Origin of the sequence: Kitasatospora sp. NPDC059795 (assembly GCF_042732175.1) — a bacterium.
In the GTDB taxonomy this organism is placed as follows: Bacteria; Actinomycetota; Actinomycetes; order Streptomycetales; family Streptomycetaceae; genus Kitasatospora.
This window is the reverse complement of sequence record NZ_JBHWID010000011.1, coordinates 125,993-149,681: the sequence shown is the minus strand read 5'-3', so window position 1 is coordinate 149,681 and position 23,689 is coordinate 125,993. Positions and strand designations below refer to the sequence as shown.

General features: G+C 73.0%; 21 protein-coding genes. 12 read left to right on the top strand and 9 right to left on the bottom strand.

Annotation, left to right across the window (positions count from 1 at the left end):
* Positions 1 to 27 precede the first annotated feature (27 nt).
* The 3 genes from ACFV4P_RS23045 to ACFV4P_RS23035 form a co-directional block, all read right to left on the bottom strand.
* Positions 28 to 333: a DUF6191 domain-containing protein gene (locus ACFV4P_RS23045; protein ID WP_380473853.1), complete on the bottom strand. Its 306-nt coding sequence runs from the start codon at positions 331 to 333 to the stop codon at positions 28 to 30.
* A 52-nt stretch (positions 334 to 385) separates the two neighbouring features.
* Positions 386 to 1,504: a hypothetical protein gene (locus ACFV4P_RS23040; protein ID WP_380473851.1), complete on the bottom strand. Its 1,119-nt coding sequence runs from the start codon at positions 1,502 to 1,504 to the stop codon at positions 386 to 388.
* 120 nt (positions 1,505 to 1,624) lie between these two features.
* Complete coding sequence (locus ACFV4P_RS23035; protein WP_380473850.1) at positions 1,625 to 3,109, bottom strand: helix-turn-helix domain-containing protein; 1,485 nt, start codon at positions 3,107 to 3,109, stop codon at positions 1,625 to 1,627.
* Between the two features lie 195 nt (positions 3,110 to 3,304).
* On the opposite strand from ACFV4P_RS23035, the gene ACFV4P_RS23030 reads away from it, so the two are divergent.
* On the top strand, positions 3,305 to 3,832 hold the full coding sequence (locus tag ACFV4P_RS23030) for an RICIN domain-containing protein (RefSeq protein WP_380473848.1): 528 nt from the start codon (positions 3,305 to 3,307) through the stop codon (positions 3,830 to 3,832).
* Here ACFV4P_RS23030 and ACFV4P_RS23025 read toward each other — a convergent pair.
* Positions 3,783 to 4,118: a hypothetical protein gene (locus tag ACFV4P_RS23025; protein WP_380473846.1), complete on the bottom strand. Its 336-nt coding sequence runs from the start codon at positions 4,116 to 4,118 to the stop codon at positions 3,783 to 3,785. The genes ACFV4P_RS23030 and ACFV4P_RS23025 overlap by 50 nt on opposite strands.
* 147 nt (positions 4,119 to 4,265) lie before the next feature.
* Here ACFV4P_RS23025 and ACFV4P_RS23020 point away from each other — a divergent pair, with 147 nt between their 5' ends.
* Both ACFV4P_RS23020 and ACFV4P_RS23015 read left to right on the top strand, forming a co-directional pair.
* Positions 4,266 to 5,804, top strand: coding sequence for an MFS transporter (locus ACFV4P_RS23020; protein WP_380474076.1), 1,539 nt, complete (start codon positions 4,266 to 4,268; stop codon positions 5,802 to 5,804).
* Positions 5,805 to 5,903: 99 nt separating this feature from the next.
* On the top strand, positions 5,904 to 6,746 hold the full coding sequence (locus ACFV4P_RS23015; protein ID WP_380473844.1) for a TetR/AcrR family transcriptional regulator: 843 nt from the start codon (positions 5,904 to 5,906) through the stop codon (positions 6,744 to 6,746).
* Between the two features lie 82 nt (positions 6,747 to 6,828).
* Here ACFV4P_RS23015 and ACFV4P_RS23010 read toward each other — a convergent pair whose 3' ends face one another.
* Together ACFV4P_RS23010 and ACFV4P_RS23005 are read right to left on the bottom strand one after the other, a co-directional pair.
* Positions 6,829 to 7,206 carry a hypothetical protein gene (locus ACFV4P_RS23010; protein WP_073810737.1) on the bottom strand — a complete coding sequence of 126 codons (378 nt, stop codon included), beginning with the start codon at positions 7,204 to 7,206 and terminating at the stop codon, positions 6,829 to 6,831.
* Between the two features lie 71 nt (positions 7,207 to 7,277).
* Positions 7,278 to 7,781 carry a helix-turn-helix transcriptional regulator gene (locus ACFV4P_RS23005; protein WP_380473842.1) on the bottom strand — a complete coding sequence of 168 codons (504 nt, stop codon included), beginning with the start codon at positions 7,779 to 7,781 and terminating at the stop codon, positions 7,278 to 7,280.
* 308 nt (positions 7,782 to 8,089) lie between these two features.
* Here ACFV4P_RS23005 and ACFV4P_RS23000 point away from each other — a divergent pair, with 308 nt between their 5' ends.
* Positions 8,090 to 9,796 (top strand): glycoside hydrolase family 13 protein, encoded by a 1,707-nt coding sequence (locus ACFV4P_RS23000; RefSeq protein WP_380473840.1) that lies wholly within the window; start codon positions 8,090 to 8,092, stop codon positions 9,794 to 9,796.
* Positions 9,797 to 10,144: 348 nt separating this feature from the next.
* On the top strand, positions 10,145 to 11,524 hold the full coding sequence (gene gdhA, locus ACFV4P_RS22995) for an NADP-specific glutamate dehydrogenase (RefSeq protein WP_380473838.1): 1,380 nt from the start codon (positions 10,145 to 10,147) through the stop codon (positions 11,522 to 11,524).
* Positions 11,525 to 11,634: 110 nt separating this feature from the next.
* Here gdhA and ACFV4P_RS22990 read toward each other — a convergent pair whose 3' ends face one another.
* The gene (locus tag ACFV4P_RS22990) at positions 11,635 to 12,051 is read right to left on the bottom strand and encodes an SRPBCC family protein (protein WP_380473836.1); all 417 of its coding nucleotides are present in this window, start codon (positions 12,049 to 12,051) and stop codon (positions 11,635 to 11,637) included.
* Positions 12,052 to 12,460: 409 nt separating this feature from the next.
* Between ACFV4P_RS22990 and ACFV4P_RS22985 the strand changes: the two genes are divergently transcribed.
* The 3 genes from ACFV4P_RS22985 (at position 12,461) to ACFV4P_RS22975 (ending at position 14,957) form a co-directional block, all read left to right on the top strand.
* The gene (locus tag ACFV4P_RS22985; protein ID WP_380473834.1) at positions 12,461 to 13,021 is read left to right on the top strand and encodes a hypothetical protein; all 561 of its coding nucleotides are present in this window, start codon (positions 12,461 to 12,463) and stop codon (positions 13,019 to 13,021) included.
* A 79-nt stretch (positions 13,022 to 13,100) separates the two neighbouring features.
* Positions 13,101 to 14,072, top strand: coding sequence for a hypothetical protein (locus ACFV4P_RS22980; RefSeq protein ID WP_380473832.1), 972 nt, complete (start codon positions 13,101 to 13,103; stop codon positions 14,070 to 14,072).
* A gap of 141 nt (positions 14,073 to 14,213) precedes the next feature.
* Positions 14,214 to 14,957: a hypothetical protein gene (locus tag ACFV4P_RS22975; protein ID WP_380473830.1), complete on the top strand. Its 744-nt coding sequence runs from the start codon at positions 14,214 to 14,216 to the stop codon at positions 14,955 to 14,957.
* Between the two features lie 61 nt (positions 14,958 to 15,018).
* Here ACFV4P_RS22975 and ACFV4P_RS22970 read toward each other — a convergent pair whose 3' ends face one another.
* On the bottom strand, positions 15,019 to 16,485 hold the full coding sequence (locus tag ACFV4P_RS22970) for a lamin tail domain-containing protein (RefSeq protein ID WP_380473828.1): 1,467 nt from the start codon (positions 16,483 to 16,485) through the stop codon (positions 15,019 to 15,021).
* Between the two features lie 177 nt (positions 16,486 to 16,662).
* On the opposite strand from ACFV4P_RS22970, the gene ACFV4P_RS22965 reads away from it, so the two are divergent.
* From ACFV4P_RS22965 to ACFV4P_RS22955, 3 genes are all read left to right on the top strand, one after another.
* On the top strand, positions 16,663 to 17,184 hold the full coding sequence (locus tag ACFV4P_RS22965) for a protein phosphatase (RefSeq protein WP_380473826.1): 522 nt from the start codon (positions 16,663 to 16,665) through the stop codon (positions 17,182 to 17,184).
* A gap of 562 nt (positions 17,185 to 17,746) precedes the next feature.
* Complete coding sequence (locus tag ACFV4P_RS22960; protein ID WP_380473824.1) at positions 17,747 to 18,676, top strand: lytic polysaccharide monooxygenase; 930 nt, start codon at positions 17,747 to 17,749, stop codon at positions 18,674 to 18,676.
* 422 nt (positions 18,677 to 19,098) lie between these two features.
* Positions 19,099 to 20,727: a cellulose binding domain-containing protein gene (locus ACFV4P_RS22955; protein ID WP_380473822.1), complete on the top strand. Its 1,629-nt coding sequence runs from the start codon at positions 19,099 to 19,101 to the stop codon at positions 20,725 to 20,727.
* 129 nt (positions 20,728 to 20,856) lie between these two features.
* On the opposite strand, the gene ACFV4P_RS22950 is transcribed toward ACFV4P_RS22955, so the two are convergent.
* Entirely contained in the window at positions 20,857 to 22,395 is a 1,539-nt protein-coding gene (locus ACFV4P_RS22950; RefSeq protein ID WP_380473820.1) for an MFS transporter, read from the bottom strand.
* Between the two features lie 317 nt (positions 22,396 to 22,712).
* Here ACFV4P_RS22950 and ACFV4P_RS22945 point away from each other — a divergent pair, with 317 nt between their 5' ends.
* Positions 22,713 to 23,513 carry a TetR/AcrR family transcriptional regulator C-terminal domain-containing protein gene (locus ACFV4P_RS22945; RefSeq protein WP_380473819.1) on the top strand — a complete coding sequence of 267 codons (801 nt, stop codon included), beginning with the start codon at positions 22,713 to 22,715 and terminating at the stop codon, positions 23,511 to 23,513.
* The last annotated feature ends 176 nt before the right edge of the window (positions 23,514 to 23,689 follow it).

Genomic DNA, 23,689 nt, shown 5'->3' with positions numbered 1-23,689 from the left:
GATCCACCGACGGCCGGCAGCCGCCCGTCAGCCCGCGGAGCGCCGGATTCTTGCCGTGCCCGCCGCCAGGTCGATCCCGGTACGCGGCGGCGCGCCGTCGTGCTCGTCGTCGCGCAGCACCAGCTCGATCCGGCGCTGCTCCAGCTGCACCCGCTTGCCCGCGTACAGCAGCGCGTGCAGCTCCTCCCCGGCCTGCGCCCCGACCCCGCGTTCCGCCCCCACCGGGCCGGTCCACCGCGCCGCCGCCCGCCGCGCCGCCGAGGCCGCGAACCCCGCCAGCACCAACGCCGCCGGGAACACCAGACTGCCCATCACCGCCACCAGAGCCACCATGTCGGGTTCAACTCCCCACCGTGCCAACGCGGTTCCCCGGCAACGGACCCGCTCACTCCAGGACTTCCAGCGTGTTGTCGGCGTCGTTGACGAAGTAGACCGCGTCGTGGTCGAGGTCCAGGGCGAGGCCGAACAGCGCGCCCGCGCCGGGCGGGTTGCCCTCGGCGTTGATCTGTTTGGTGGCGACCTGCCGCCCGCCGGGGGTGGTCTCGACGATGTTGCCGTCCTGGCCGTTGACGGTCAGCAGGTCACCGCCGGGCGTGACGGCCATGCCGAGCGGGCCGTTGAGGCTGCCGCCGGAGGTGACGACCCGGCCTGTCCCGGCGCTGTGGTCGCGGGTGAGCGCGTGCGGGATGGCGGTGATCCGACTCAGCACGGTGTCGGCGACGTACAGCGTGCCGTCGCGTCCGAGCCCGACGCCGGTCGGGCCGACCACCAGCGCGGCCGGGTCGGTCCGTTCGGGGAAGTTCGAGCCGATCTCGGTGGTGGCGATCCGTCGCGGCGGCCGGTCGCCCTCGTCGCACAGGGTGATCCGCAGGACGGTGCCCCGGTCGACCTCCGCGCCGCCCGCCGCGACGGTGCCGTTGAGCACGTTGGTGACGAACAGTTCGCTGCGCCCGCCGAAGCTGACGGCGGTCATGTCCCACGGGCCGTTGATACCGTCCCCGGCGATGGTCTCGCGGACGGTGCCGTGCCGGTCGAGCACCAGCAGGCAGCCGGCTTCGGCGGTGGCGGGGGTCCCGTCGGCGGTGGGCAGGCTGCCGACCACCACCCAGCCGCCGGGCAGCACCGTCAGCGCCGTGGTGAGGCCGACGCCGCCGGGGCAGGGCCCGGGCAGGTGGGCCGGGTCGATGGTGGCGAAGGTCGTGGCGGTGCCGTCCGGGGCGATCTGCACCAGGGTGGTGCCGGTGCCCTGCAGGTTCGCCTGGTTGTTGAAGTTGCTGACCAGGACGTTGCCGCGGCGCAGGTCCCCGATGCTCCGCTCGATCGTGAACGTGCCGTACGGGTTCACGTCGCCGTTGCCCGGCACGGTGGACGCGACGGGGGCGACGGTGTGCAGCCGGTCCAGGAACGCGCGCGGTCCGGCAGCCTGTCCCGGGGGTGCGGCGGCGGTCAGGCCGACGGTCAGCGCGGCGGTCGCCAGCGCGCTCGAACATGCCCGTAGTCTCATGCACTGCCTCCTGAAGAGCGGGCCCGCCCGGCGGCCACGACCCGTGAAGAACCCCCGGCAGACATGCTGCGCACACGTCCGCGCGGGCCGCCTGCCGACTCCGCCGATTGCGCGCGCCGCTCAGGACGGGCGGCCGGCCCGCTCCAGCGTGCGGTGGGCGAACCACAGCTCGTGGACGGCGGTCGGCGGGCGCAGCAGGGCGCAGGCGAGCAGCGTCTCGATCCGGGTGAGGCGCTTGCGGACGGCCGCCGGTGAGAGTCCCAACTCCCGTGCGGTGGGGGCGATTCGTGCGTCGTTGCCGAGCCAGCTCGCGAGGGTTCGGGCGAGCGCGGGCGGGGTGTCGGGGGTGTGCAGGGGGTGGAGTCGGCGGCGCGCCCACTCGACCACCGGGGGCCGGCCCATCAGCTCGTCAACTCCCGGACACCCTCTACTACTTGACGATCCGTCAGGAATGACCGACAGGGCGATGGCGAGGGTGGCCCGGTCGGCGAGGCTGCGGGGGTCGAGGCCGAGGTGGTGGTGGAGGTGGGCGAGGCGGGCGGCCAGGGTGTTGCGGTGGATGCCGAGGTGGGCGGCGGCGTCGGCGGGGTGCTGAAGCCAGGCGGCGGCGGTGGCGAGCAGGGCGGGGCCGTCGGGGTCCTGGGGGCGGGCGGCGCGGTAGGCGTGCAGGGGTGCGAGGGTGGCGGCGGCCCATTGCGTTCCGGCCGGTCCGAGGGCGGCGGCGAGGTCGCCGGGTGGGGCGTGGGTGGCGCGGCGTTCGGGGTGTCGGCGGGCGGCGGTGAGGGCGTGCAGGGCCTGGCGGTGGGCGGTGACGGTGTCGTCGAGCGGCACGGGCAGGCTGATGCCGACGTGGCAGGTGTCGGCCACGGCGGGGTGGTGCAGCCAGGGCGGGAGCGGCCGGGTGTCGGCGGCGGGTGCGAGGACGAGGGTGCGGGTGGTTCCGGGGTCGCGGCCGGTCCAGGAGGCGCCGGTGGCGGCTGCCCAGTCGGTGGCTTCGCGGCGGGCGTCGGCGGGCCCTTCGAGGGCGTACATCCGTACGGTGTCGGGCAGTTCGCGGCGCAGGGTGCGGGCGAGCCGCCGGGCGACGGCGGTCTGGCCGTCCAGCAGCAGGTGCAGGACGGCTTCGCGGGTGCCGGTGTCGGCGAGTCGGGCGCGGTGGGCCTGGCGGCGGCCGTGTTCGGCCTCCCAGGTGAGGCCGAGGACGGAGGCGGCGTCGGCGAGCAGCACGGGCAGTTCGGGCGGGGCGGGCCGGGGGGCGACGGCGGCGAGGACGGGCGGGCGGGTGCCGGGCCGACCGGGCAGGGTGACGACCAGGCAGATCAGGGCGTCCTGGCCGACAGCGGCGGATCCGGCGGACCGGGTGAGGGCTTCGCGGACGGCGGCGCGGGCGAGGGCGCGTTCGGCGGCGGTGACGGGGGTGGGCGGCGGGCAGGCGTCGGTGCCGGAGGGGTGGAGCAGCAGGACGCCGGCGCGGGTGCGGGCGGCGAGTCGGCGCAGGACGGCGGCGGTGCCGCCGCGTCGGCCGGCGGCCTGGAGGTCGAGGACGTCGTCGGCGCGGCGCAGGCGTTGGAGGGTTCGGCCTCCGGGTGGGGGCGTCTCGCGCATGTCGCTTCCCCCCGGGTGACATCCGTGATCGATTCGTGCCCAGGCTATCCGCGCCGTGAACGGAAGATCAACACGCTCGGTGTGCAGTTCGACACCGCCCGGCCCGGCTCACTGGGCAGCTCGACACCGGGCCTGCCCCGGCGTTCGCCTAGGTTGGCCCGGCATCGCACCCCGCAGCAACAACATGGAGGATCCATGACCCGCAGGACCGGCCTCGGCCGTCTGCTCACCGCCGCCGGCGCCGTCACCGCGCTGACCGTGTCGCTGTCGCTGACCTCGACCGGCTCGGCCTCGGCGGCCAGCGACTTCCTGGGGAACCTGAAGAGCAACGCCACCAACAAGTGCCTGGGCAACGACGGCGGCAACAACGCCAACGGCACCCTGGCGATCGAGTGGGACTGCAACAGCAACAACGACCAGCTGTGGACGTTCGAGAACACGGGCGGTGGCGCCTACGAGATCGTGAACAACTGGGGCATGTGCCTGGAGGCGCCGGGCTGGACCACCGCGGCGGGCGCCCAGTTGGGCCAGTGGGGGTGCCACGGCGGCGCGAACCAGACCTGGTACATCGACAACTACATGACGGCCGACGCCTGGAAGATGCGGTTCCGGAACAAGAACTCCAACCTGTGCGTCAGCGTGCAGGGCGGCAGCTCCGCGAACCGCACCGCGATCATCCAGTGGTACTGCAACGACGCGAACGACCAGCGCTGGCACGCCTGACCGCGACGGCGGTGAGCCAGCCGAGGGCGGCGGTGAAGATCCACGGCTGCTCCAGCGGCGAGAGGCTGTAGGCGACCAGTACCGCGGTCGGCGGCAGCGCGTGGCGGCCCACCGGGCCGGTCGGCAGCGCGGCGGCGAACAGCGCGGCGCCGGCCAGACCCGTCCACCAGTCGTGCACGACGGCCTCGAAGATCGCGAAGGCGGCGGTGAACAGCGCCAGCGCCGCCCACGCCAACCGGCTTGCTGCGCCCGGTCCGGTGTCCTTCCGGTCCGTCAACTCCCCCATGGCCACTGCCCTCTCCTCTCGCCGACCCCCCTGAAGCTAAGGCTATTAGCGTTAGCCGTCAACCTCCGGAACCCTGTCGCGCATATTCGTTGTACACCGTAGAAGGATTCCTCTACGGTGTACAACGCATGCCCGACCGTGTCCGCTCTGGGGGTCCCCTTGTCACAGCCATCTCTTCCCGCACCCACCCCGCACCCACGCCGCTGGGTGATCCTGGCGGTGGTGTGCCTGGCCACCCTGGTGGTCCTGCTCGACAACACCGTGCTGAACGTCGCGATCCCGTCGCTGACCGAGGAGTTGGGCGCGGGCACGGCCGACATCCAGTGGATGATCAACGCCTATTCGCTGGTGCAGTCCGGCCTGCTGCTGACGGCCGGCAGCCTCGCCGACCGGTACGGCCGCAAGCGCGCCCTGCTGGCCGGGCTCGCGCTGTTCGGCATCGGCTCCGCCACGGCCGCCTTCGCCCAGTCCACCGGCCAACTGATCGCCGCCCGGGCCGGCATGGGCATCGGCGGCGCGCTGCTGATGACCACCACGCTCGCCGTGGTGATGCAGGTCTTCCAGGGCGAGGAGGTGCCCAAGGCGATCGGCATCTGGGGTGCCGTCAGCTCGCTCGGGTTCGCGGGCGGCCCGCTGCTCGGCGGCGTGCTGCTGGCGCACTTCTGGTGGGGCTCGATCTTCCTGATCAACCTTCCGGTGGCGCTGATCGGCCTGTTCGCGGTGGCCCGCCTGCTGCCGGAGAGCCGCGACCCGGCCGGCCGCCGGCCCGACATCCCGGGCGCGGCGCTGTCCACCGTCGGCATGGTCGGCGTGGTGTTCGCGATCATCTCCGGCCCGGTGCACGGCTGGGGCTCGGGCCGGGTGCTGCTGTCCGCGGCGATCGGCGTGGCGGCGCTGTCCGCCTTCGTGGCCTGGGAGCTGCGCACCCCGACGCCGATGCTCGACATGGCCTTCTTCCGCAACCGCCGGTTCAACGGCGCGGCGGCCGGCGGCGTCCTGGTCGCCTTCGGCATGGCGGGCTCGCTGTTCCTGCTCACCCAGTACCTGCAACTGGTGCTCGGCTACAGCCCGTTGGAGGCCGGCCTGCGGATGACCCCGCTGGCGCTGATGATCGTGCTGCTCAACCTGACGGGTGTCGGCGCCCGGCTGCTGCCGAAGCTCGGCTTCCCGGGGGCGGTCTCGCTCGGCATGGCGCTGCTGTCCGGCGGCCTCGCGCTGATCGCCGTGACGGGCTCGGCGCACGGGTACACCGGCCTGCTCGCGGGCCTGCTGCTGATGGGCGCCGGCATCGCGGTGGCCCAACCGGCGATGGCCACGGCCCTGATGGGCGCGATCCCGCCGGAGCGGGCCGGCGCGGGCGCGGGCGTGCAGGGCACCGCCACCGAGTTCGGCGGCGGCCTCGGCGTGGCCGTGCTGGGCGCGGTGCTCGGCTCGCGCTTCGCGGCGGGCCTGCCCGGCCAGGTGCCCGACTCGGCCGCCAAGTCGCTGCCGGACGCGCTGGCCGCCGCACCCGACGACGGCGTCCGCGAGGTGGTGCGGACGGCGTTCTCCGACGGGCTGACCTCCAGCCAGCTGATCGGCGCCGCCGCGATCCTGCTCGGCGGCCTGGTCTCGGCAGCACTGCTGCGCCGCTCCGATCCGCCGGCCGCTCCCGCTCCGGTGCCGGAGCCCTCACCTGCGGCTTAGCGGCACCGAGCACCCCGGGCCCGCGCACCTCGCGCGGGCCCGAACGCGTACCGTGGTCCCACTGCCCAGCCCCCGGCCCCCGTTACGCGAAGGAGCAGCGTGGCCGTCAAGCGCGCCTCACAGGTCAAGAAGAGCGTCTGGCTCACCCCGCAGCCCACCCGGGGCCGCCGCGGCACCCGCGCGGCGAGCCCCGCGGCCGGCGGCGCGGGCGGCGGCGCGGGCGGGCTGGACCGCGAGGTGATCGTCGCGGCGGCGGTGCGGCTGCTGGACGAGCAGGGCGAGGCGAAGTTCTCGATGCGCGCGCTGGCGGCCCGGCTCGACGTCACGCCGATGTCGCTGTACTGGTACGTCGCCGACAAGGAGGACCTGCTGGAGCTGGCGCTGGACGTGGTGTCGGGCGAGATGGAGCTGCCGCGACCCGAGGACGGCCTCGGCTGGCAGGACGGCCTGCGGGCGCTGGCGGTCACCTGGCGGGCGGCGATGCTGGCGCACCCGTGGGCGGTGCGGCTCTTCAACGACTACCTGAACATCGGCCCGAACTCGGTGCGGTACTCCGCCCGCGCGGTGGAGATGGCGCGCAGCTCGCCGTTGTCGGAGGCCGACGCGATGGCCGCCCTCTCGGCGATCTTCCAGTACGCGTACGGCTTCACCGCCAACGAGGTCAACTGGCAGGACAAGGCGGACGCGGCGGGCACCACCGAGGAGGGCCTGATCGAGGAGATCACCGAGGCGGTCCTGCAGGTCCCGTCGATCGCCGAGTCCGGCGCGCTGACGGAACGCCCGAAGGGGCCCGAGGCCGTACTGCGCGAACAGCACTTCCACCGCGCCCTGGACTGGATGCTGACCGGCATGACGGCCTCCGCCTCCCGGACCGGAGCCTCCCGGACCGGGTCCTCCCGCGCCGGGTCCTCCCGCGCCGGGTCCTCCCAGGCCCCGGCCTGACCGACCGCGAACCGCAACCCCGGAGTGCCGAACGGGACACGTGCACGAGAAGGACGGCGAAGGACAGCGACAGAAGGACGGCTCAGGCGGCGGACGGCTCGATCTCCCCCGCGAAGACGATGACCTGGTCGATGAGGCTCCGCCGCAGATGGACGACGTCCGTTCCCGCCAGGCGGGGGCCTCCGTCCGGCGTGGTGAAGACCCACCGGTACCGGGCCCACTCGTCGGGCATGTCCACCGCCGAGCAGCGCGCCATCGTGCCGGTCCCCGCCGGGTGGTGCCGGATGTCCAGCACGAACCGCTCGACCGCCGCGATTCCTTCGCTGCGGCCCAACGGCCCCCAGAAGACCACGTCCGAGGTCAGCGCCTGGGAGAGCAGGGCGGTCACATAGCTGTCGTCCGAGGCGTTGAACGCGGAGATGAACGTGTCGATCGCGGTGCGTGCCGTCTCTTCCTGCATGCCCCAGTAGTACCAGCCGTTGAGCGTGAGCAGTACCGGCCGTTGCCCGTGCGCCCGTCCCGGTCGCAGGCTTAGGTGAACTCCTGCTGGCAGCGCTCCAACCAGTCCAGTTCCGCCTTGAGTTGCAGCACGGCGCCCTCGATCAGCAGCCGGGAGACGTCGTGTTCGCGGGACTGGTCGGCGCTGGCGTCGAGTCCGCGCAGGGCGGCCAGGCAGTGCGAGCGCTGCACGTCGATCAGCGTGCGCCGGTCGGCGAGCCGGGTCTGCGGGGCGAGCACGAGCTTCAGGAAGAACTCCTCGCGGACCTTGGCGCCCTCGGACGGCCGGGCGAACCAGTCGGCGAGCTCGCGCCGCCCGGCGTCGGTGAGCACGAACACCCGCTTGGCGGGGCGGCCGTCCTGGGCGACGTCCTGGCCTTCGATCAGGCCGGACTTCTCCAGTCGGCCGAGCGTGATGTACACCTGCCCGTCGTTGGTGCGCGGGTAGGCCGGGCCGAAGGTGGTCTCCAGGGACCGGCGGAGCTGGTAGCCGTGCGCGGGGCCCATGGCGAGCAGTGCGAGCAGGGGTAGCCGCACGCGGGTGCCTCCTTGAACTTCGGGGGTGCGCCGGGCGGTCGGGCCCTGGTCGGCCGTGCGCCGGGGCGGCGCTCCTGGGCGCTGCCCTACCCCGATGCGCGCCCGGTTATTCGTCCGGAACCGCACCCGGATCCGCCCGAGAGGTGACACCCTGAGGCACGGGAAGTGACAACCGTCCCGGCAGTCTCCTGGACATGCACTCGGCCTCATACCTAACATGCAGGTATCCCAGAGGAACTGACGGCCAGTCAGCCGGTTCCCGCGCCTGCCAGCGCGACCTCCCTCGCGCGCTTCCGTGAAGGTGACGCATGATCACGTCCGTCGTCCCCGGCGACCCGCCGCGCCCCGCCCAGGTCCCCGGCCCGTCCGCCGCCGCTCCGACGGAGCACGAGCTCCCCGCCGAGCAGCAGGCGCCGGTCGCGCCGGACGCCCTGTGGTGGCGCGACGCGGTGATCTACCAGGTGTACGTGCGCAGCTTCCAGGACTCCAACGGCGACGGCATCGGCGACCTGCCGGGCGTGCGGGCCCGCCTGCCGTACCTCAAGCGCCTCGGCGTGGACGGCGTCTGGCTGAACCCGTTCTACCCGTCGCCGCAGCACGACCACGGCTACGACGTCGCGGACTACAAGGGCGTCGACCCGATGTTCGGCACCCTGGAGGACTTCGACCTGCTGGTCGAGGACTGCCGCAAGCTGGGCCTGCGCCTGGTGCTGGACACCGTGCCCAACCACTGCTCCACCGAACACCCGTGGTTCCAGGACGCGTTGCTCGCCGCCCCCGGCAGCCCCGAGCGGGCGCGCTTCCACTTCGCGGACGGCCGCGGCACCGACGGCGAACTGCCGCCCAACAACTGGCGGGCGATGTTCGGCGGCCCCGCGTGGAGCCGGATCACCGAACCGGACGGCACCGCCGGCCAGTGGTACCTGCACATGTTCACCCCCGAGCAGCCCGACCTGAACTGGCGCAACCCCGAGGTCCCGGCCGAGTTCGAGAAGGTCCTGCGGTTCTGGCTGGACCGCGGCGTGGACGGCTTCCGCATCGACGTCGCCGCCGGCCTCTTCAAGCACCCCGAACTCCCCGACTCCCCCGACCCGGAGGCCGACGAGCGCACCCGGGACTCGGTCAACCCGCTGGCCTGGAACCAGCCCGAGGTGCACGACATCTGGCGGACCTGGCGGGCGATCTGCGAGGAGTACACCCGACTCGACGGCCGGCAGCGGCTGCTGGTCGGCGAGGCGTCCGTGCCGACCCCGGCCGAACAGGCCAAGTACGTCCGCGCGGACGAGCTGCACCAGGCGTTCTTCTTCCACCTGCTGCACGCGCCGTGGGACAGCGAGCACTTCCACCAGGTGATCGACGCGGCGGTGCGCGACATCACCGCCACCGGTTCCACCGTCACCTGGGTGCTCAACAACCACGACCAGGTCCGCACCACCACCCGCTTCGGCAGCCCCGAACGGGCCCGCGCCGCCGCCCTGTTGATGCTGGCGCTGCCCGGCGCGGCCTACCTGTACCAGGGCGAGGAACTGGGCCTGCCGGAGGTCGACGACCTGCCGGACGACGTCATCACCGACCCGATCTTCTTCCGCACCGGCAGCCGCAAGGGCATCCGCGACGGCTGCCGCGTCCCGCTCCCGTGGTCCGGCACCGAGGCCCCGTTCGGCTTCAGCCCCGACGGCTCCGCGCCCAGCTGGCTGCCGCAGCCCCCGTCGTTCGCCCTGCACACCGCGGAGCGCGCCCTCACCGACCACGCCTCCCCGTACCACCTGTACCGGGAGGCCCTCCACCTGCGCCGCCTGCTCCCGCAGCTCGGCGAGGGCACGCTCCGCTGGCTGGAGACCCCGCCCAACGTCCTCGCCTTCACCCGCGGCGACGGCCTGCTGGTCGCCACCAACTTCGGCACCACCCCCGCCCTCGCCCCCGTCACCGGCGCCCCCCTCCTCTCCTCCGCCCCCTGCCCGCCCGACACCCTCCCCCCGGCCACCACCGCCTGGTGGATCCAGCCCCGGACGTGACGCTCCCCGCCGGGCACCCTGCCCCGAACGCACACGAGGGGGAGGACACTTGGCGGGCCACGACATCGACAGCACCGAACCGTCACCGGATCCGCACGAGCTCTTGAGTTTGGCTCCCGGAGGCCGCCGGGCGGCCGAAATCACCTGATCGGGTGTTCACATGCTGGACACGATGTCGATGAATCCAGGTCAGCACTGGGACAATGGTGTGGACCATAGGTCCCACCCCGCCGCACGGCGCGCATCAGGCGTGCCGGCGGCGATCCTCAACGGCGAGGAGGACCAAGGGCTGCCCCCGGGACGGGGGCGCCCTCGTGCACCATCCGATTCACGGAAGGTTGTGCCTTGATGCCGGCCACCCCCAACTCTGCCGCGTCCGTCGACGCCGGCTCCCGCCTGATCGAGCCGCTGTACCAGGAAGTCCTGCGGCGCAACCAGGGCGAGAACGAGTTCCACCAGGCGGTCCGCGAGGTCCTCGAAACGCTCGGCCCGGTCCTGCTGCAGCGTCCCGAGCTCGTCGACGCCCGGATCATCGAGCGGGTCTGCGAGCCCGAGCGGCAGCTGATCTTCCGCGTGCCGTGGTCCGACGACAAGGGCGACATCCACGTCAACCGCGGCTTCCGGGTGGAGTTCTCCAGCGCCCTTGGCCCGTACAAGGGCGGACTGCGTTTCCACCCGTCCGTCAACCTCGGGATCGTCAAGTTCCTCGGCTTCGAGCAGATCTTCAAGAACGCCCTGACCGGCATGCCGATCGGCGGCGGCAAGGGCGGCTCCGACTTCGACCCCAAGGGCCGTTCGGACGCCGAGATCATGCGTTTCTGTCAGTCGTTCATGACCGAACTGCACCGCCACCTCGGCGAGTACACCGACGTCCCGGCCGGTGACATCGGTGTCGGCGGCCGCGAGATCGGCTACCTGTTCGGCCAGTACAAGCGCATCACCAACCGCTACGAGTCCGGCGTCCTCACCGGCAAGGGCCTGGGCTGGGGCGGCGCGCAGGCCCGCACCGAGGCCACCGGCTACGGCTGCGTGATGTTCACCGAGGAGATGCTGCGCACCCGCGGCGAGAGCCTGGACGGGCAGCGCGTGGTGGTCTCCGGCTCCGGCAACGTGGCGATCTACGCCATCGAGAAGGCCCAGCAGCTGGGCGCGACGGTGCTGACCTGCTCCGACTCGACCGGCTACGTGGTCGACGAGAAGGGCATCGACCTGGCCCTGCTCAAGGAGATCAAGGAGTCCCGTCGCGGCCGGGTCTCCGACTACGCCGACGCGCGCGGCCCGCACGTCAAGTACGTGGCGGGCACCGGCGTCTGGAACGTCCCGTGCGACGTGGCGCTGCCCTGCGCCACCCAGAACGAGCTGCACGAGGCGGACGCGCTGGCGCTGGTCCGCGGCGGCGTGAAGGCCGTCGCCGAGGGCGCCAACATGCCGACCACCCCGGAGGCGGTGCGGGTGTTCCAGGAGGCCGGCGTGGCGTTCGCGCCCGGCAAGGCCGCCAACGCGGGCGGTGTCGCCACCTCCGCGCTGGAGATGCAGCAGAACGCCTCGCGCGACTCGTGGACCTTCGAGCACACCGAGGCCCGTCTCGGCGAGATCATGAAGCACATCCACAACTCCTGCTTCACCACCGCGGAGAAGTACGGCAGCCCCGGCAACTACGTGGTCGGCGCGAACATCGCCGGCTTCGAGCTGGTCGCCGACGCGATGCTCGCCCAGGGCCTGATCTGACGCAGCGCCACCTGTGATGGCCCGGACCGCGGCGGCGGTCCGGGCCCTTCTCATCGGCGCAGCGGCCTTCTCATCGGGGCTGCGGCCTTCTCATCGGGGCTGCGGCCTTCTCATCGGCGCAGCAGCCTGCGCAGCGCCCGCCGGAACACCACCCGGCCGCACCACGCGGTCGGCCGGTCGAACAGCGCGGGCAGCACCCCGATCCGCAGCTCCTCGCGCCACCGGACGGCGCTGCCGCCCCGGTACGGCCGCACCTCGATCTCGGCCCAGCCCGTCACCGCCGGCCCGCGTTTGACCAGCCGGCACCGCCCGACCCCGTCGGGGCCCTGCGGGGGCTCCCACCGTTCGACGTCCATCACGTCCGCGAACGCGAACCGGCCGATCCCGGTGCGCGCGACGACCGTGCGGGCGTCGCCGGTGACGACGGTGCACGGCACCGCCTCGCCGTGCCGGGGCCAGTCGGTGACGCGCCGCCAGGTCTCGCGGGGCGACAGCCCCACTGCTTCCACGATGCGGAACTCGGTCATTCCATGATCCTATCCGCGACCCCCGGCACGGAAGTACGTTGTGCCTCCGTGCCCCAGCGCCACGCAAAGTCCTCGATCACCACCTGTTACGGCATCGGCGACCCGGCCGCCACGGGCCTCACGGGCAGGCACCGGCAGTCGCAGGAGCCGCACCGAGGACGGCGTCTGCGACGCCCTCGCCCGGACCGCCGTCGGCGCCGTCCTGCTCGCCGTCGCCGGGTCGCTGCTGTACATGTTCGTCTGACCACCCCCGTCCCAACTCCACTGCGGTGGGAGTACGTTGTGGGCCGCACGGTCCTCGTACGACCGGGGGGGCGGGATCGACGTGGCGCGACGGAGACGACAGGTACAGGCCCGGCGGGCCGCCGCACGGCGCGAGCGGGAGGCCGTGCGGAAGAAGCGGCCGCGGATGTGGCGGGGCCGGGACCCGTTCGACCGCGACAACCTGCCCCTCGGCGCCTTCCTCAGCCTGCTCGGTCTGAGCTTCGGCGCCCTGATGCTCGTGCTCGGTGCGGGCAACCTGTGGGACCGGTCCGACGCCGCCGGCCTGCCGCAGCTGCGGATGACCGTCGCCTCCTGCCGGGCCGTCCCGACCCTGCTCAAGCACGACCACGGGCCGGACTTCACCTGCGAGGGCCGGGTTGCCGACGGCCCGTCCGGCGGCGCCGCCGAGCAGTGGCACCTCGACACTCCGCACGTCCTGCGGAGCGGCCAGGTGGTGAACGTCCGCTGCACGCACAACGGCTCCTGCCGGACCGGCCTCGACGACTGGGGCCTGTCCGGGGTGCTCCAACTCACCTTCGGCCTGCTGCTGTTCGCCGCCGGCGGCCACACCGGCAGCCGGGTGCTCGTCAACCGCTACGTGCCCTGGCACGACGACTTCTACCGGCGCCGGGCCACGGTGGTCACCACCCTCGTGGTCTTCTTCGCGATCGTCGCGGGCGGCACCATCGTGGCCGTCCTGCTGTAACGGTCCGCCCGGGGGCCGGGACAGGCGCTCGCGGCGGGTCGGCCGCCGGGATCGCGGCCGCGCGTCCGACACTGGCCGGATGAACGCCCCTTCGTCCCCGCCCGGTCGCCGGGCCGTCCTGCTGGGCGGGCTCGGCTGCGCCCTGACGGCCTGTTCCGCGTCCCGCCCGACCGCCCGGAACGACTCCTCGCCGTCCCCGTCGCCGGCCGGCTCGGCGTTCCCGGCCCCCGCCGCCTGGCAGCCGGGGCCGGGCGAGCTCCAACCGGACGTCAAACTCCGGGCGGTGCAGGTGGTGGAGGCGATCGGGACCTGGCCGCCGGGCGGGCAGGGCGCGGCGGCGGCCGGGCAGCGGGTGGCGGCGCTCGGGCTGCCGGCCGGGCTGACCCAGCAGGGCGGGTCGCTGCTGGCCGAGGGCCCGCAGGCGGCGGTGGAGGTGGTCTACGCCCAGTACGGCGGGCTGCTCAGCGACTCGGCGAGCGTCCTGGTGGTGTGCCGCCAGTGGCTGGCCGGGCCGGACGGTGTTCCGCAGTCGGCAGGCACCACGGTCGACGTCCGGCTGTCGCAGGCCTCGCCCCGCTGGGACGTCACCGCCCTGCACCCCGCCGACCCCGGCCGGGCGGCCGCCACCCTCCCCGACCCGGCGACCCGGGTCCTCGCCCAGCCGCGGATCGTGCTGCCGCCGGCCGCCGCCGCGGACATCCGCAGCGGGCAGGTCCACGACTCGGCGCTGAACGCGATGCTGACGCTGGCCGGACCGTACAGCTTCCAGGTCAGCGTGGTGCGCTCCGGCCATCCGCTCATGGTGTTCGGCACCGACCGGCCGAGCGACCACCCGCTGGGGAAGGCCTTCGACACCTGGCAGATCGACGGCCACCCCGTGGTGGACCCGGCCACCCCCACCGACCTGGTCGACTCCTTCATGCGCGCCGCCGCGGCCGCCGGTTCGTACAACGTGGGCGGGCCGCGCCAGCTGTCCGGCGGGGCGACGGCGAACCAGTTCTTCAGCGACCCGACGCACCACGACCACGTGCACGCCGGGTTCACTTCCTGAGCCCCTTCCGTACTTTGACGGATCGTCATCCCCCTGCTCGCGAATTGGCTTGCGCGCCGCCCGTGAGCTGCGAGAACGTATCCGCCGCCGGGCGATGTCCGGGTGTCTGCGTGTCTGCGTGTCTGCGTGGGGGTGGGGATCGTGTCGGTGGCGGTGCGCGGGGGTGGCCGGGTCGCGGTGGCGGCGGCGCTGGCTCTGGTGCTGACGGGGTGCTCGTGGGCGTCCTCGACCAGCACGCCCGGGCCGTCCCGTTCGCCCTCCGCGTCCGCGTCCTGGCCGGGCGACCCCACGCAGGAACTGGCCGGGCTCCGCGCGGCGATCGCCGCGCCGGCGCAGCCGTTCTCGGCCGTTCTGCGCACTGAGGTCGAGGACGGCGCGACCACCGCGCGCAGCACCGGCACGGTCAACGTCTCGGACGTGCAGACCAGTTCGACGGTCCGGACGTCCGACACCGGGCAGACCTACCTGACGGTGACCCGGGACACCGCCTACACCCGGACCGGCGGCGGTACGTGGCGGACGTCGCCGCGCCCGGCGGAGCCGGTGCTCGCCGACCACCGCCCGGCCGCCGAGGCGCTGCTGCGGAGCGACCCGGGGTCGTTCCGGGGCCCGGCCAGGATCGGGGGCCTGCACGGCGGCACCGGCTTCCACCTGGTCGGGCGGCTCCCGGTGGCGCAGGTCTCCGGGTTCCTCGACGCCACCGCCCGCGAGCGGCTGGCACAGCACCGGGTGCCGGACTGCGCGACCGATCTGCTGCTCGACGCCGGCGGCCGGCTGTCCCGGCTGACGCTGACCTGCGAGGCCGACGGCTACCGCCTGCGCTCCGAGACCGGCCTCGGCGAGTACGGCCCGGCCGCCGACGCCCTGCCGCCCACCGACCTCTGACGACGCGCCGGCCCCGGCAGCCTCTTGGGCAGCCGGGGCCGTCACGGGGTCCGGTACCTCGTCAGCAGGTGACGCTGCCCTTGCGCAGGGCGTGGTTGCCGGTGTTGCTGTCGTCCGACCAGTACACGGGCTTGCTGCCGTTCACGCACTCGTCGGCGCCGGCGAGCGTGAAGCCTTCGTTGTTGATGTTCGGCATGCCGGAGGGGCGGTTGTAGACGGCGGTGACGGCGAACGCGCCGCTCGCGCCGACCTGGAAGGTGCGGTGCTGGCCGGAACAGGTGTCGTCGCAGACCACCCAGAGGCGGTTGGCCTGCGGCTCCCACTGGAGTTCCATCACGCCGGCCATGCCGCTGCTGACGGTCGCGACCTTGGTGAACCCGCCGGCCTCCAGCAGCACGTAGCCGTAGACGGTGCCGGAGCCCTCGACGCCGACGAAGAACACGCCGCCGGTGTGCGCGGCGTAGCGGCTCGGGTCGTAGGCGGCGCCGGTGGCGGCGTCCTTGAAGCCCGCGCCGGTCAGGTAGCTGTCGGGCACCCAGGTGACGCCCTCCAGGCCGAGGTTGGAGCCGGTGGCGGGCAGGTCGGGAGTGAGGTTCCACTCCCGGGTGGCGGTCAGCGTGGTACCGGTGCCGGACACGTCGTAGCGCAGCACGGACAGCCGACTGGTGGACGAGGCGTCGGCGTTGCGCTCGCTGGAGACGTACACGCCGCCGGCCGAACCGGCGCCGGTCACGGTGACGCCCTCGTCGTCGGGGGTGCCGGAGCCGCCGGGGAAGCGCAGCGCCTTGCCGGAGCCCCAGCCGTTGGCGGTGTCGGGCGTCCAGCCGCCGGAGCCGTTCGGGACCAGCCGCCACAGCTTGCCGGAGTTCTGCGCGCCCCACATCACGCCGCCCTCCTGGTAGAGGCCGGACAGGTCGGCGCCGAACACGTTGGAGCCGTCGGCGGTGGCGACCGTCGAACCGCCGGGCCAGGCCACCGGCGTCGTGGAACCGCCGCCGCTGGAGCCGCAGTTGTTGGCGGCGCCGAGCGTCAGAGTGGCGGCCTGGGTCCAGCCGCCGGTGCCGTCGGCGCAGCGCGACCAGGACGGGTTGGAGTGCGAGGTCCAGCTGAACGAGTCGACCGGGGTGGTGCCGTCGGCGAGGTACAGGCGGGCGCTGTCGGCGGAGCCGAGGCCGAAGCTGCCGTGCACGTCGAACGCCTTGAAGCCGCCGGGGGCGAGGCTGGTGCCGGAGACGATCTTGTACTTGTTGCTGTCGTTGTCGTCCCTGAGGATCCACCCGGACAGGTCGATCGTCGCGGTGCCCTTGTTGTACAGCTCGATCGAGTCGTTGACCGACCCGGTCGTCACCACCTCGTTGATCCGGATGTCATCGGCCGGCGCGGCGGCGGCGAGCGGGGCGGCGGCAGCGGGCGGGGCGGCGGCAGCGGGCGGGGCGGTCAGCGCTCCCACGCCGACGGCCGGCAGAGCGACGGCGGCCAGCAGCAGGGAGAGGCGACGACGCCACCTGGGGGCGCGCGGTTCGATCACGGTTTCCGTCCCTCGGTTCGGTGTGAACACGGCGCCGACCAACCTCCCGACCCCGCCCGAACGACGCCCCACCGCCACCTGTTCCCGCCGTGAACGCCCGGCGAACCCCCGCCCACCGCCCCCGAAAGCGGGAACGGCCGCGCCCGAGGTGACGTTCTCCCGCCGGGAGGCAGTGACATGAAGACCCGTCGAAAGGACGACCCCGACCTACCGGGCCCGCCCGGGGAACCGTGGAACGAGGTCGCACCCGGCCTGTGGATGGGCGGCCACTACTGGCACGACCCGGCCGGAGAGCTCCGATTCGTGTGCGTCGGCGCCGAATTCGACCTGGTGGTCAGCCTGTACACAGCCCCCGGCCACGGGCCCGCACCGGGCGTCGAGCACCTGGTCGCCGAGGTGCCGGACGGGCCGTTGGACGCCGAGCAGTTGGCCGCCGTCCAGGCCGCCGCCGAGTACACGGCGACGGCGGTGGCAGCCGGACGCCGAGTGCTGGTGCGCTGCCACTCCGGCTACAACCGGTCCGGGCTGGTGGTGGCGCAGGCGCAGATCGGACTGGGCACGGACACCGCCGAGGCGATCCGCCGGGTACGGGCGCGGCGCTCGCCCTGGGCACTCAACAACGAACTCTTCGTCGCCTACCTGGAGACCGGCCTCGACACGGCGCGACTGCTCAGCTCGCTGACGGCGCCCTTTGGCTGACGGGGCGTCGATCGACGGGCCGGCCGTGCGGGCCGACGGCGGTTCGGGCGACGGTAGTTCGGGCGGTGGCGCTTCGGGCGACAGTGCTTCGGGCGGTGGCGCTTCAGGCGGTGGGCTGACGGTGGTTCGGGCGGCTTGGGGCAGGGTTAGCGGTGGCTTATGACCTCCTTATCCGCCGACGGCATCACGCCCCTGCGGCGGACGGTGGAGGTAGCCGGGCGGGTGGGCGGACGTAGCCGTGTGGGTACGACGGCGGTAGGCCGCGGGGCTGGTGGGAGGCCGATTCCGCTGGTGCATTTCGCCGAGCGGGTGCCCAGGGGGTTCTGACGCAACGCCAGGTCGGGGCCTCGCCAAGGGCGTTGCGGGTGGCTGAATGCCGCCAGCGGAGCACCGATCGAAAGTGGCAGACACTTGTCAATTGGTATAGGCCAATCGTAGCCTTCGGTCCGTTCGCGGTGTGCCGGGTCCACACCGCGCCGCCCCGGGTAGCTCCCTGGGTGCCGGGCGGGCGCATGTCCGCCTTTTCCCCCACCATCGACCCGGCACCTTTCCGAGGAGAACCATGTCCTGGTCCCGTCGTCTGCTCACTGCGTCCGCGGTGGGCGCGGGCGCCCTGGTCGCCACCACCTTCGCCGCCGGCACCGCCGGAGCCCACGGCGCCATGTTCGGCCCCGCCAGCCGCGTCGCCGCCTGCTACGCGGAGGGCCCCGAGACCCCCAAGTCCCAGGTCTGCAAGGACCTCGTCGCCGACAGCGGCACCCAGCCGCTGTACGACTGGAACGAGGTCAACATCGCCAGCGCCAACGGCCAGGCCCAGCAGATCATCCCCGACGGCCACCTGTGCTCCGCCAACCGCGACAAGTACCGCGCCCTGGACTGGGCGCGCACCGACTGGCCCGCCACCTCGGTGACGGCCGGCGCGAAGACCTTCAACTTCCGCGTCACCGCGCCCCACCAGGGCGTCATGAAGCTGTACATCACCAACAGCAGCTACAACCCCACCCAGCCGCTGAAGTGGTCCAACCTGGACCTGGCGAACCCGATCGCCACCTTCGCCAGCCCGCGCACCTCGGACAACGGCTACTACAACGTCAACGTCAACCTGCCGCAGCGCACCGGGCGCCAGCTCGTCTACATGGTGTGGCAGCGCACCGACAGCCCCGAGGCGTTCTTCGGCTGCTCCGACGTCGACTTCGGTTCGGGCACCGCGGCCGCCGCCGGCGCCTTCGCCGCGCAGGCCCCGAACGCGCCCACCGAGGCGCAGATCGCCGCGGGCACCGGGCACTCCTCCGTCTCCCACTACGGCCACGGCGGCGACGCCCTGACCGCCCAGGAGGCCGCCGCCGGCACCGCCACGACCGGAACCACCCTGCCGGTGGACAACTCCACCAGCAACCTGCTGCTCGGCATGGCCGGCACCGGCCTGCTGGCCGCCACCGCCTCGGGCGTGCTCCTGGCCCGCCGGATGCGCAACACCGCCGTCACCGCCTGACGGCCCATGAACGCCTGACCCGTGAGGGTCGGGCGGGTGGCGCGGCCCCATCCCCCACAGTTCGGGGGCCGCGCCCTCCGTCGTCACCCACCTCCTCCTACGTGACACCCACCGGCCCGCAGGCCCCGCCGCGGACCGCCACGCACCGCCGCAGAGCGGCCCGCGATCCGCCGCGGCCTGTCGCGGGCCCGTAGCCGCTCGCGCCGCAGCAACCCGTGCGCACCCGATCGCGCCCGCCCCTGCCGCCGCCGCTGCCGCCGCTCCTGCCTGCGCGGTCCTCCCGCGCCTTGATGAACCGTCAACTCTCTGCAAAACCGCAGGCTTCCACCTTGACGGCCCCAATTGGTCTGGACCATCTTGAGTGCGCCCCCAGCACCAGCGCACCGCCCCACTCCCCCCACACCGTCGAGGAGAACCCGCCCATGAGGCGCGTCACCCTGTCTCTCGCCGCCACCGCGGCCCTGCTCGTCGCGCCGCTGGCCGCCACCACGGCAGGCACGGCCAACGCCGCCGGAGTCTCCGGACTGGTCGCCGACTACGCCGTGACCCAGAGCTGGTCGAACGGTTTCCAGGCCACCTACACCGTCACCAACCACACCAACGCGACGGTCAACAACTGGTCGCTCGCCTTCGACCTGCCGACCGGCGAGACCGTCTCCAGTCTGTGGAACGGCACCCTCACCTCCACCACCACCTCCTCCGGCACCCACTACACGGTGACCTCGCCGACCTGGGCCGCGCCGCTCGCCCCCGGGGCCGGCGCCCCCGCCATCGGCTTCGGCGTCACCACCGGCGCCACCCAGACCGCGCCCGCCAACTGCACCATCAACAACCAGCCGTGTGCCGGCGCGCCCGCCGACAGCGCCGCGCCGTCCGTCCCTGCCAACCTGCACAGCACCGGCAGCGGACCGGGCAGCGTCACCCTCGGCTGGAACGCCTCCACCGACAACGTCGGCGTGGCCGGCTACCACCTGCGCGAGGGCAGCGCCGTCGTCGCCACCGTCACCGGCACCAGCGCGACCGTCCGCGGCCTGCTCCAGGGCAGCGGCCACACCTTCACCGTCAGTGCCTTCGACGCCGCCGGCAACGAGTCCGCCGCCTCCGCCGCCGTGACCGCCACCGCCGGCACCGGCACCACGCCCGGCACCGCAGCCCCCTACGTGGACCTCGGCGCCTACCCGACGCCCAACCTGCCCGCGCTCGCCGCCGCCAGCGGGATCAAGGAGTTCTCGCTGGCCTTCATCATCAACGGAAGCCAGCCGTGCACCGCCAGCTGGTTCGGCGCGTACGACCCCGCCACCGGCTGGGACAAGGACGACATGGACGCCGTCCGGGCCGCCGGCGGCGACGTCCGCCCGTCGTTCGGCGGTGCCAACGGCACCGAACTGGCGCAGTCCTGCACCACCGTGGCCTCGCTCGCCGCCCAGTACCAGAAGGTGGTGGACGTCTACGCGCTGGACCGGGTCGACTTCGACATCGAGGGCACCGCCGTCACCGACCACGCCTCCGTGGACCGCCGCTCCGCCGCCCTCGCCCAGGTGCAGGCCGCGCAGCGCGCCAAGGGCCGTGACCTGAAGGTCAGCCTGACCCTTCCGGTGCTGCCCAGCGGCCTCACCGCCGACGGCGTCTACATCCTGCAGTCCGCCAAGAACGCCGGCCTGGTCGTCGACCTGGTGAACGTCATGGCGATGGACTTCGGCGACTGGGCCGCCCCGAGCCCGGCCGGCAAGATGGGCGCCTACGCGATCCAGTCGGCCCAGTCCACCCAGGCGCAGATCCGCTCCGTGTGGACCAACCTGACGGATGCTCAGGCGTACGCCATGGTCGGTGTCACCCCGATGCTCGGCCAGAACGACACCAGCTCCGAGGTGTTCGGTATCTCCGACGCCCAGCAGCTGATCGCCTTCGCCCAGCAGAACCACCTCGGCGAGCTGGCCTTCTGGGAGATGACCCGGGACGCCAACGCCTGCACCGGCTCGCTGCCCAAGTGCACCAACATTCCGCAGACCCCCTACCAGTTCTCGAAGCTCTTCGCCGCCTACAACGGCTGAGTGCCGATGACCGACGGGTGACGGCCGACGGCCGTCGGCCGTCACCCGCGACCGACCCGACCGGTCGGCCGCCCGGCAGCTGATGCCCGGTGCGGCCGGCCGGCCGGTCGGTCGTCGACCGTGCGTGCGTCACACCGGCTGGCGCTCCCCGTCCTTGCGCGGACCGGGCACGGCCGCGCTCTCCTCGTCGTTCCCCTCGCCGCTCCCCTCGGGCGCGCCCTCGCCGTCCTCGGGGCGGGCGTGCTTGGGGAGCAGGAATATCGCGGCGAAGACCGCGACCAGCATGCCGACCTCGGTCCAGAGGGTGATCTGCTCGGCGCTGGCGAAGTCGGCGGTCTTCAGCCGTTCGAAGAACACCGTGCCGAGGATGGCGCTGCCGAGCGCGCCGCCCAGCTGCTGAACGGCCGTCAGCGTGCCCGAGGCCGAACCGGTCTCGTGCGCATCCACCGAGGCCAGCACCATGCCGAAGAACGGTGCCATCACCAGGCCCATGCCCAGACCGGCGACCGCCAGCGCGGGCACCGTCTGCCACGGGGTGACGGCCGCGCCCTGGCTGTGCAGCGTGTACATCAGGCCGAGCACACCGGCCACCATCACCAGCAGACCCGCGTGCATCACCTTGCGCCCGAAGCGCTGCAGTGCCTGCGAGGCGACGAACGCGATCACCATGCCGACCGAGGCGGGCACCCCGGCCAGGCCGGACTTCAGCGCAGTGAAGTGCAGGCCCAGCTGGGTGTAGAGGCTGAACGTCAGCCAGAAGCCCGTCATGGCGGTGAAGAAGATCAGGCCCAGCACCATGCCGCCGCTGAAGCCGCGCTTGGCGAACAGGCTCGGTTCGACCAGCGGGTCAGCCCCGGCGGCCTTGCGTCGCGCCTCGTACCAGCCGAACACGCCGAACACCGCCACGCCGACCGCCAGCAGCGCGAACGCCCACAGCGGCCAGTCGTTCTCACGGCCCTGAACCAGCGGGTAGATGACGGTGGCCGCGCCGACGGCCGCCAGCAGCGCGCCGACCAGGTCGAGCCGGACCGTCCGGCCGTCCGCCCGGGCCGGGAGGAAGATCCGTCCGCCTATGAAGGCGAACAGGCCCAGCGGGATGTTGATCAGGAAGATCATCCGCCAGCCGGTGCCGGCGAAGTCCGCGTCGATCAGCCAGCCGGCCAGGATCGGGCCGCCGACCGTGGACAGGCCCATCACCGGACCGAACATGCCGAAGGCCGCGCCCTGCTCCTTCGGCGAGAAGATCTCCTTCATGATGCCAAGGCCCTGCGGGAGCATCACCGCGCCGAGCAGGCCCTGGGCGACCCGGGCGGCGATCAGCTGCCAGGGCTCCTGGGCCAGGCCGCAGGCGAGCGAGCCGAGGGTGAACCCGGCCGCGCCGATCATGAACATCCGGCGGCGGCCGAAGATGTCGCCGAGCCGGCCGCCGGTGATCAGGCCGATGGCCATCGCCAGCGTGTAGGCCGCGCCGAGCCACTGGATCGTGGACTCGCCGCCGCCGATGTCCTGCCGGATCGAGGGCCCGGCGATGTTCGTCACCAGCGAGTCGAGCAGGTCCATCACCTCGGCGGCGAGGATGACGAACAGGGCGACCCAGCGCCAACGGTAGGGTCCGGCCGCGCCCGCGGAGGGCGGTGCCGAAGGGGAGAGTCCGACCGCGTCGGTCATTTGCATACTCCTGCTGAATGCCAGGGCGCGGTGGACGGGGGCCGCGCAGTGAACGGTGTTTCTTCGAACGAACACTGTTCTACGAGTCGAGCACCGTTCCCGTCAAACGGTTTTACCCTGACTTCTCCCCGAGTCCGTCCCTGACCCTTCCCCGAGGGGCTCCCCGGACCGCGCACGGCCGGCCCCACCTGCCTCGACGGGCCGCACGCGCCTCCTGCGGCCCGCCCCGGAAACGGACGCTTCGCCCACTGCTCGAACAGCGTTCGTCCGGAGTACGATGATCGACAGTGGAACGTTCAGCGAAAGCAGGTGGCCCGATGCCCGCGCAGATGCCCGCGATCCCGTGGCACAAGCCACGCAAGGCCGACCCGCGCCAGCCGCTCAGCCGCTCGCTGATCGTCGAGACGGCGATCCGGGTGCTGGACGCCGAGGGCCTGTCCGGGGTGACGATGCGGCGGGTCGCGCACGAGCTCGGTACCGGCCCCGCCTCGCTGTACGCGCACGTCTCCAACAAGGAGGAGCTGTTCGACCTGATGCTGGAGCAGGTGGTGGCGGAGATCCGGCTGCCGCTCCGGCCGGAGCCCGCGCGCTGGAAGGAGCAGATCACCGAGATCTGCTTCGAGGCGCAGCGGGTGCTGACGGCCCATCGGGACGTGTCGCTGGTGTCGCTGGGCAGTATCCCGGTGGGCGAGAGCCAGTTGCGGATCACCGAGTTCCTGCTCGACCTGCTGCTCCAGGTGGGCATGCCGCCGCAGGTGGCGGCCTGGGCGTTGGACGGGCTGGGCCAGTTGATCGACACCGATGCGTACGAGGCCTCGGTCTACCACGAAAAGATGGCCCGGGGCACCGACATCGGCGCCTACTTCGACCAGTTGCGCGGCTACCTGCACGATCTGCCGACCGACCGCTTCCCGACCCTGCAGCGCATGGCGGACACCATGGTGACGGGCGACGGCGACCAGCGGTACGCGTTCAAGATCGAGGTGTTCCTGCGCGGCCTGGAGTCCTTCCTCCCGGCGGACGCGCCCGCCCCCGCGACGCCTCCGGGCCGCCGCCCTGCCCCGACGTCCGGCGAACAGGCCTGGCACGGCGGCGGGGCCTCCGAGGCGCACGGCTGACGGGCCGTCGGAGCCGTCCGGGCGCCGCGCTCCGGGCACCGGGAACGGGCACCCGGGACCGGCCGCCGGGCGCCGGGCTTCACAGTGCGTCGTGGTGCGTCGTGGTGGGTCGGCAAGGGTTGACGGCACTCCGGCGCAGGTCTATACCAATGGGCAGTCACGTCAACCTCGGCTTG

What these genes read in the sequence shown, in the direction of transcription:
- ACFV4P_RS22960 (WP_380473824.1), top strand. Translation starts at nt 17,747, where the DNA reads ATGTCCTGGTCCCGTCGTCTGCTCACTGCGTCCGCGGTGGGCGCGGGC.
- ACFV4P_RS23025 (WP_380473846.1), bottom strand. Translation starts at nt 4,118, where the DNA reads ATGGGGGAGTTGACGGACCGGAAGGACACCGGACCGGGCGCAGCAAGC.
- gdhA (WP_380473838.1), top strand. Translation starts at nt 10,145, where the DNA reads ATGCCGGCCACCCCCAACTCTGCCGCGTCCGTCGACGCCGGCTCCCGC.
- ACFV4P_RS22990 (WP_380473836.1), bottom strand. Translation starts at nt 12,051, where the DNA reads ATGACCGAGTTCCGCATCGTGGAAGCAGTGGGGCTGTCGCCCCGCGAG.
- ACFV4P_RS22980 (WP_380473832.1), top strand. Translation starts at nt 13,101, where the DNA reads ATGAACGCCCCTTCGTCCCCGCCCGGTCGCCGGGCCGTCCTGCTGGGC.
- ACFV4P_RS22965 (WP_380473826.1), top strand. Translation starts at nt 16,663, where the DNA reads ATGAAGACCCGTCGAAAGGACGACCCCGACCTACCGGGCCCGCCCGGG.
- ACFV4P_RS23035 (WP_380473850.1), bottom strand. Translation starts at nt 3,109, where the DNA reads ATGCGCGAGACGCCCCCACCCGGAGGCCGAACCCTCCAACGCCTGCGC.
- ACFV4P_RS23010 (WP_073810737.1), bottom strand. Translation starts at nt 7,206, where the DNA reads ATGCAGGAAGAGACGGCACGCACCGCGATCGACACGTTCATCTCCGCG.
- ACFV4P_RS22950 (WP_380473820.1), bottom strand. Translation starts at nt 22,395, where the DNA reads ATGACCGACGCGGTCGGACTCTCCCCTTCGGCACCGCCCTCCGCGGGC.
- ACFV4P_RS23045 (WP_380473853.1), bottom strand. Translation starts at nt 333, where the DNA reads ATGGTGGCTCTGGTGGCGGTGATGGGCAGTCTGGTGTTCCCGGCGGCG.
- ACFV4P_RS22945 (WP_380473819.1), top strand. Translation starts at nt 22,713, where the DNA reads ATGCCCGCGCAGATGCCCGCGATCCCGTGGCACAAGCCACGCAAGGCC.
- ACFV4P_RS22985 (WP_380473834.1), top strand. Translation starts at nt 12,461, where the DNA reads ATGTGGCGGGGCCGGGACCCGTTCGACCGCGACAACCTGCCCCTCGGC.
- ACFV4P_RS23040 (WP_380473851.1), bottom strand. Translation starts at nt 1,504, where the DNA reads ATGAGACTACGGGCATGTTCGAGCGCGCTGGCGACCGCCGCGCTGACC.
- ACFV4P_RS22955 (WP_380473822.1), top strand. Translation starts at nt 19,099, where the DNA reads ATGAGGCGCGTCACCCTGTCTCTCGCCGCCACCGCGGCCCTGCTCGTC.
- ACFV4P_RS23030 (WP_380473848.1), top strand. Translation starts at nt 3,305, where the DNA reads ATGACCCGCAGGACCGGCCTCGGCCGTCTGCTCACCGCCGCCGGCGCC.
- ACFV4P_RS23000 (WP_380473840.1), top strand. Translation starts at nt 8,090, where the DNA reads ATGATCACGTCCGTCGTCCCCGGCGACCCGCCGCGCCCCGCCCAGGTC.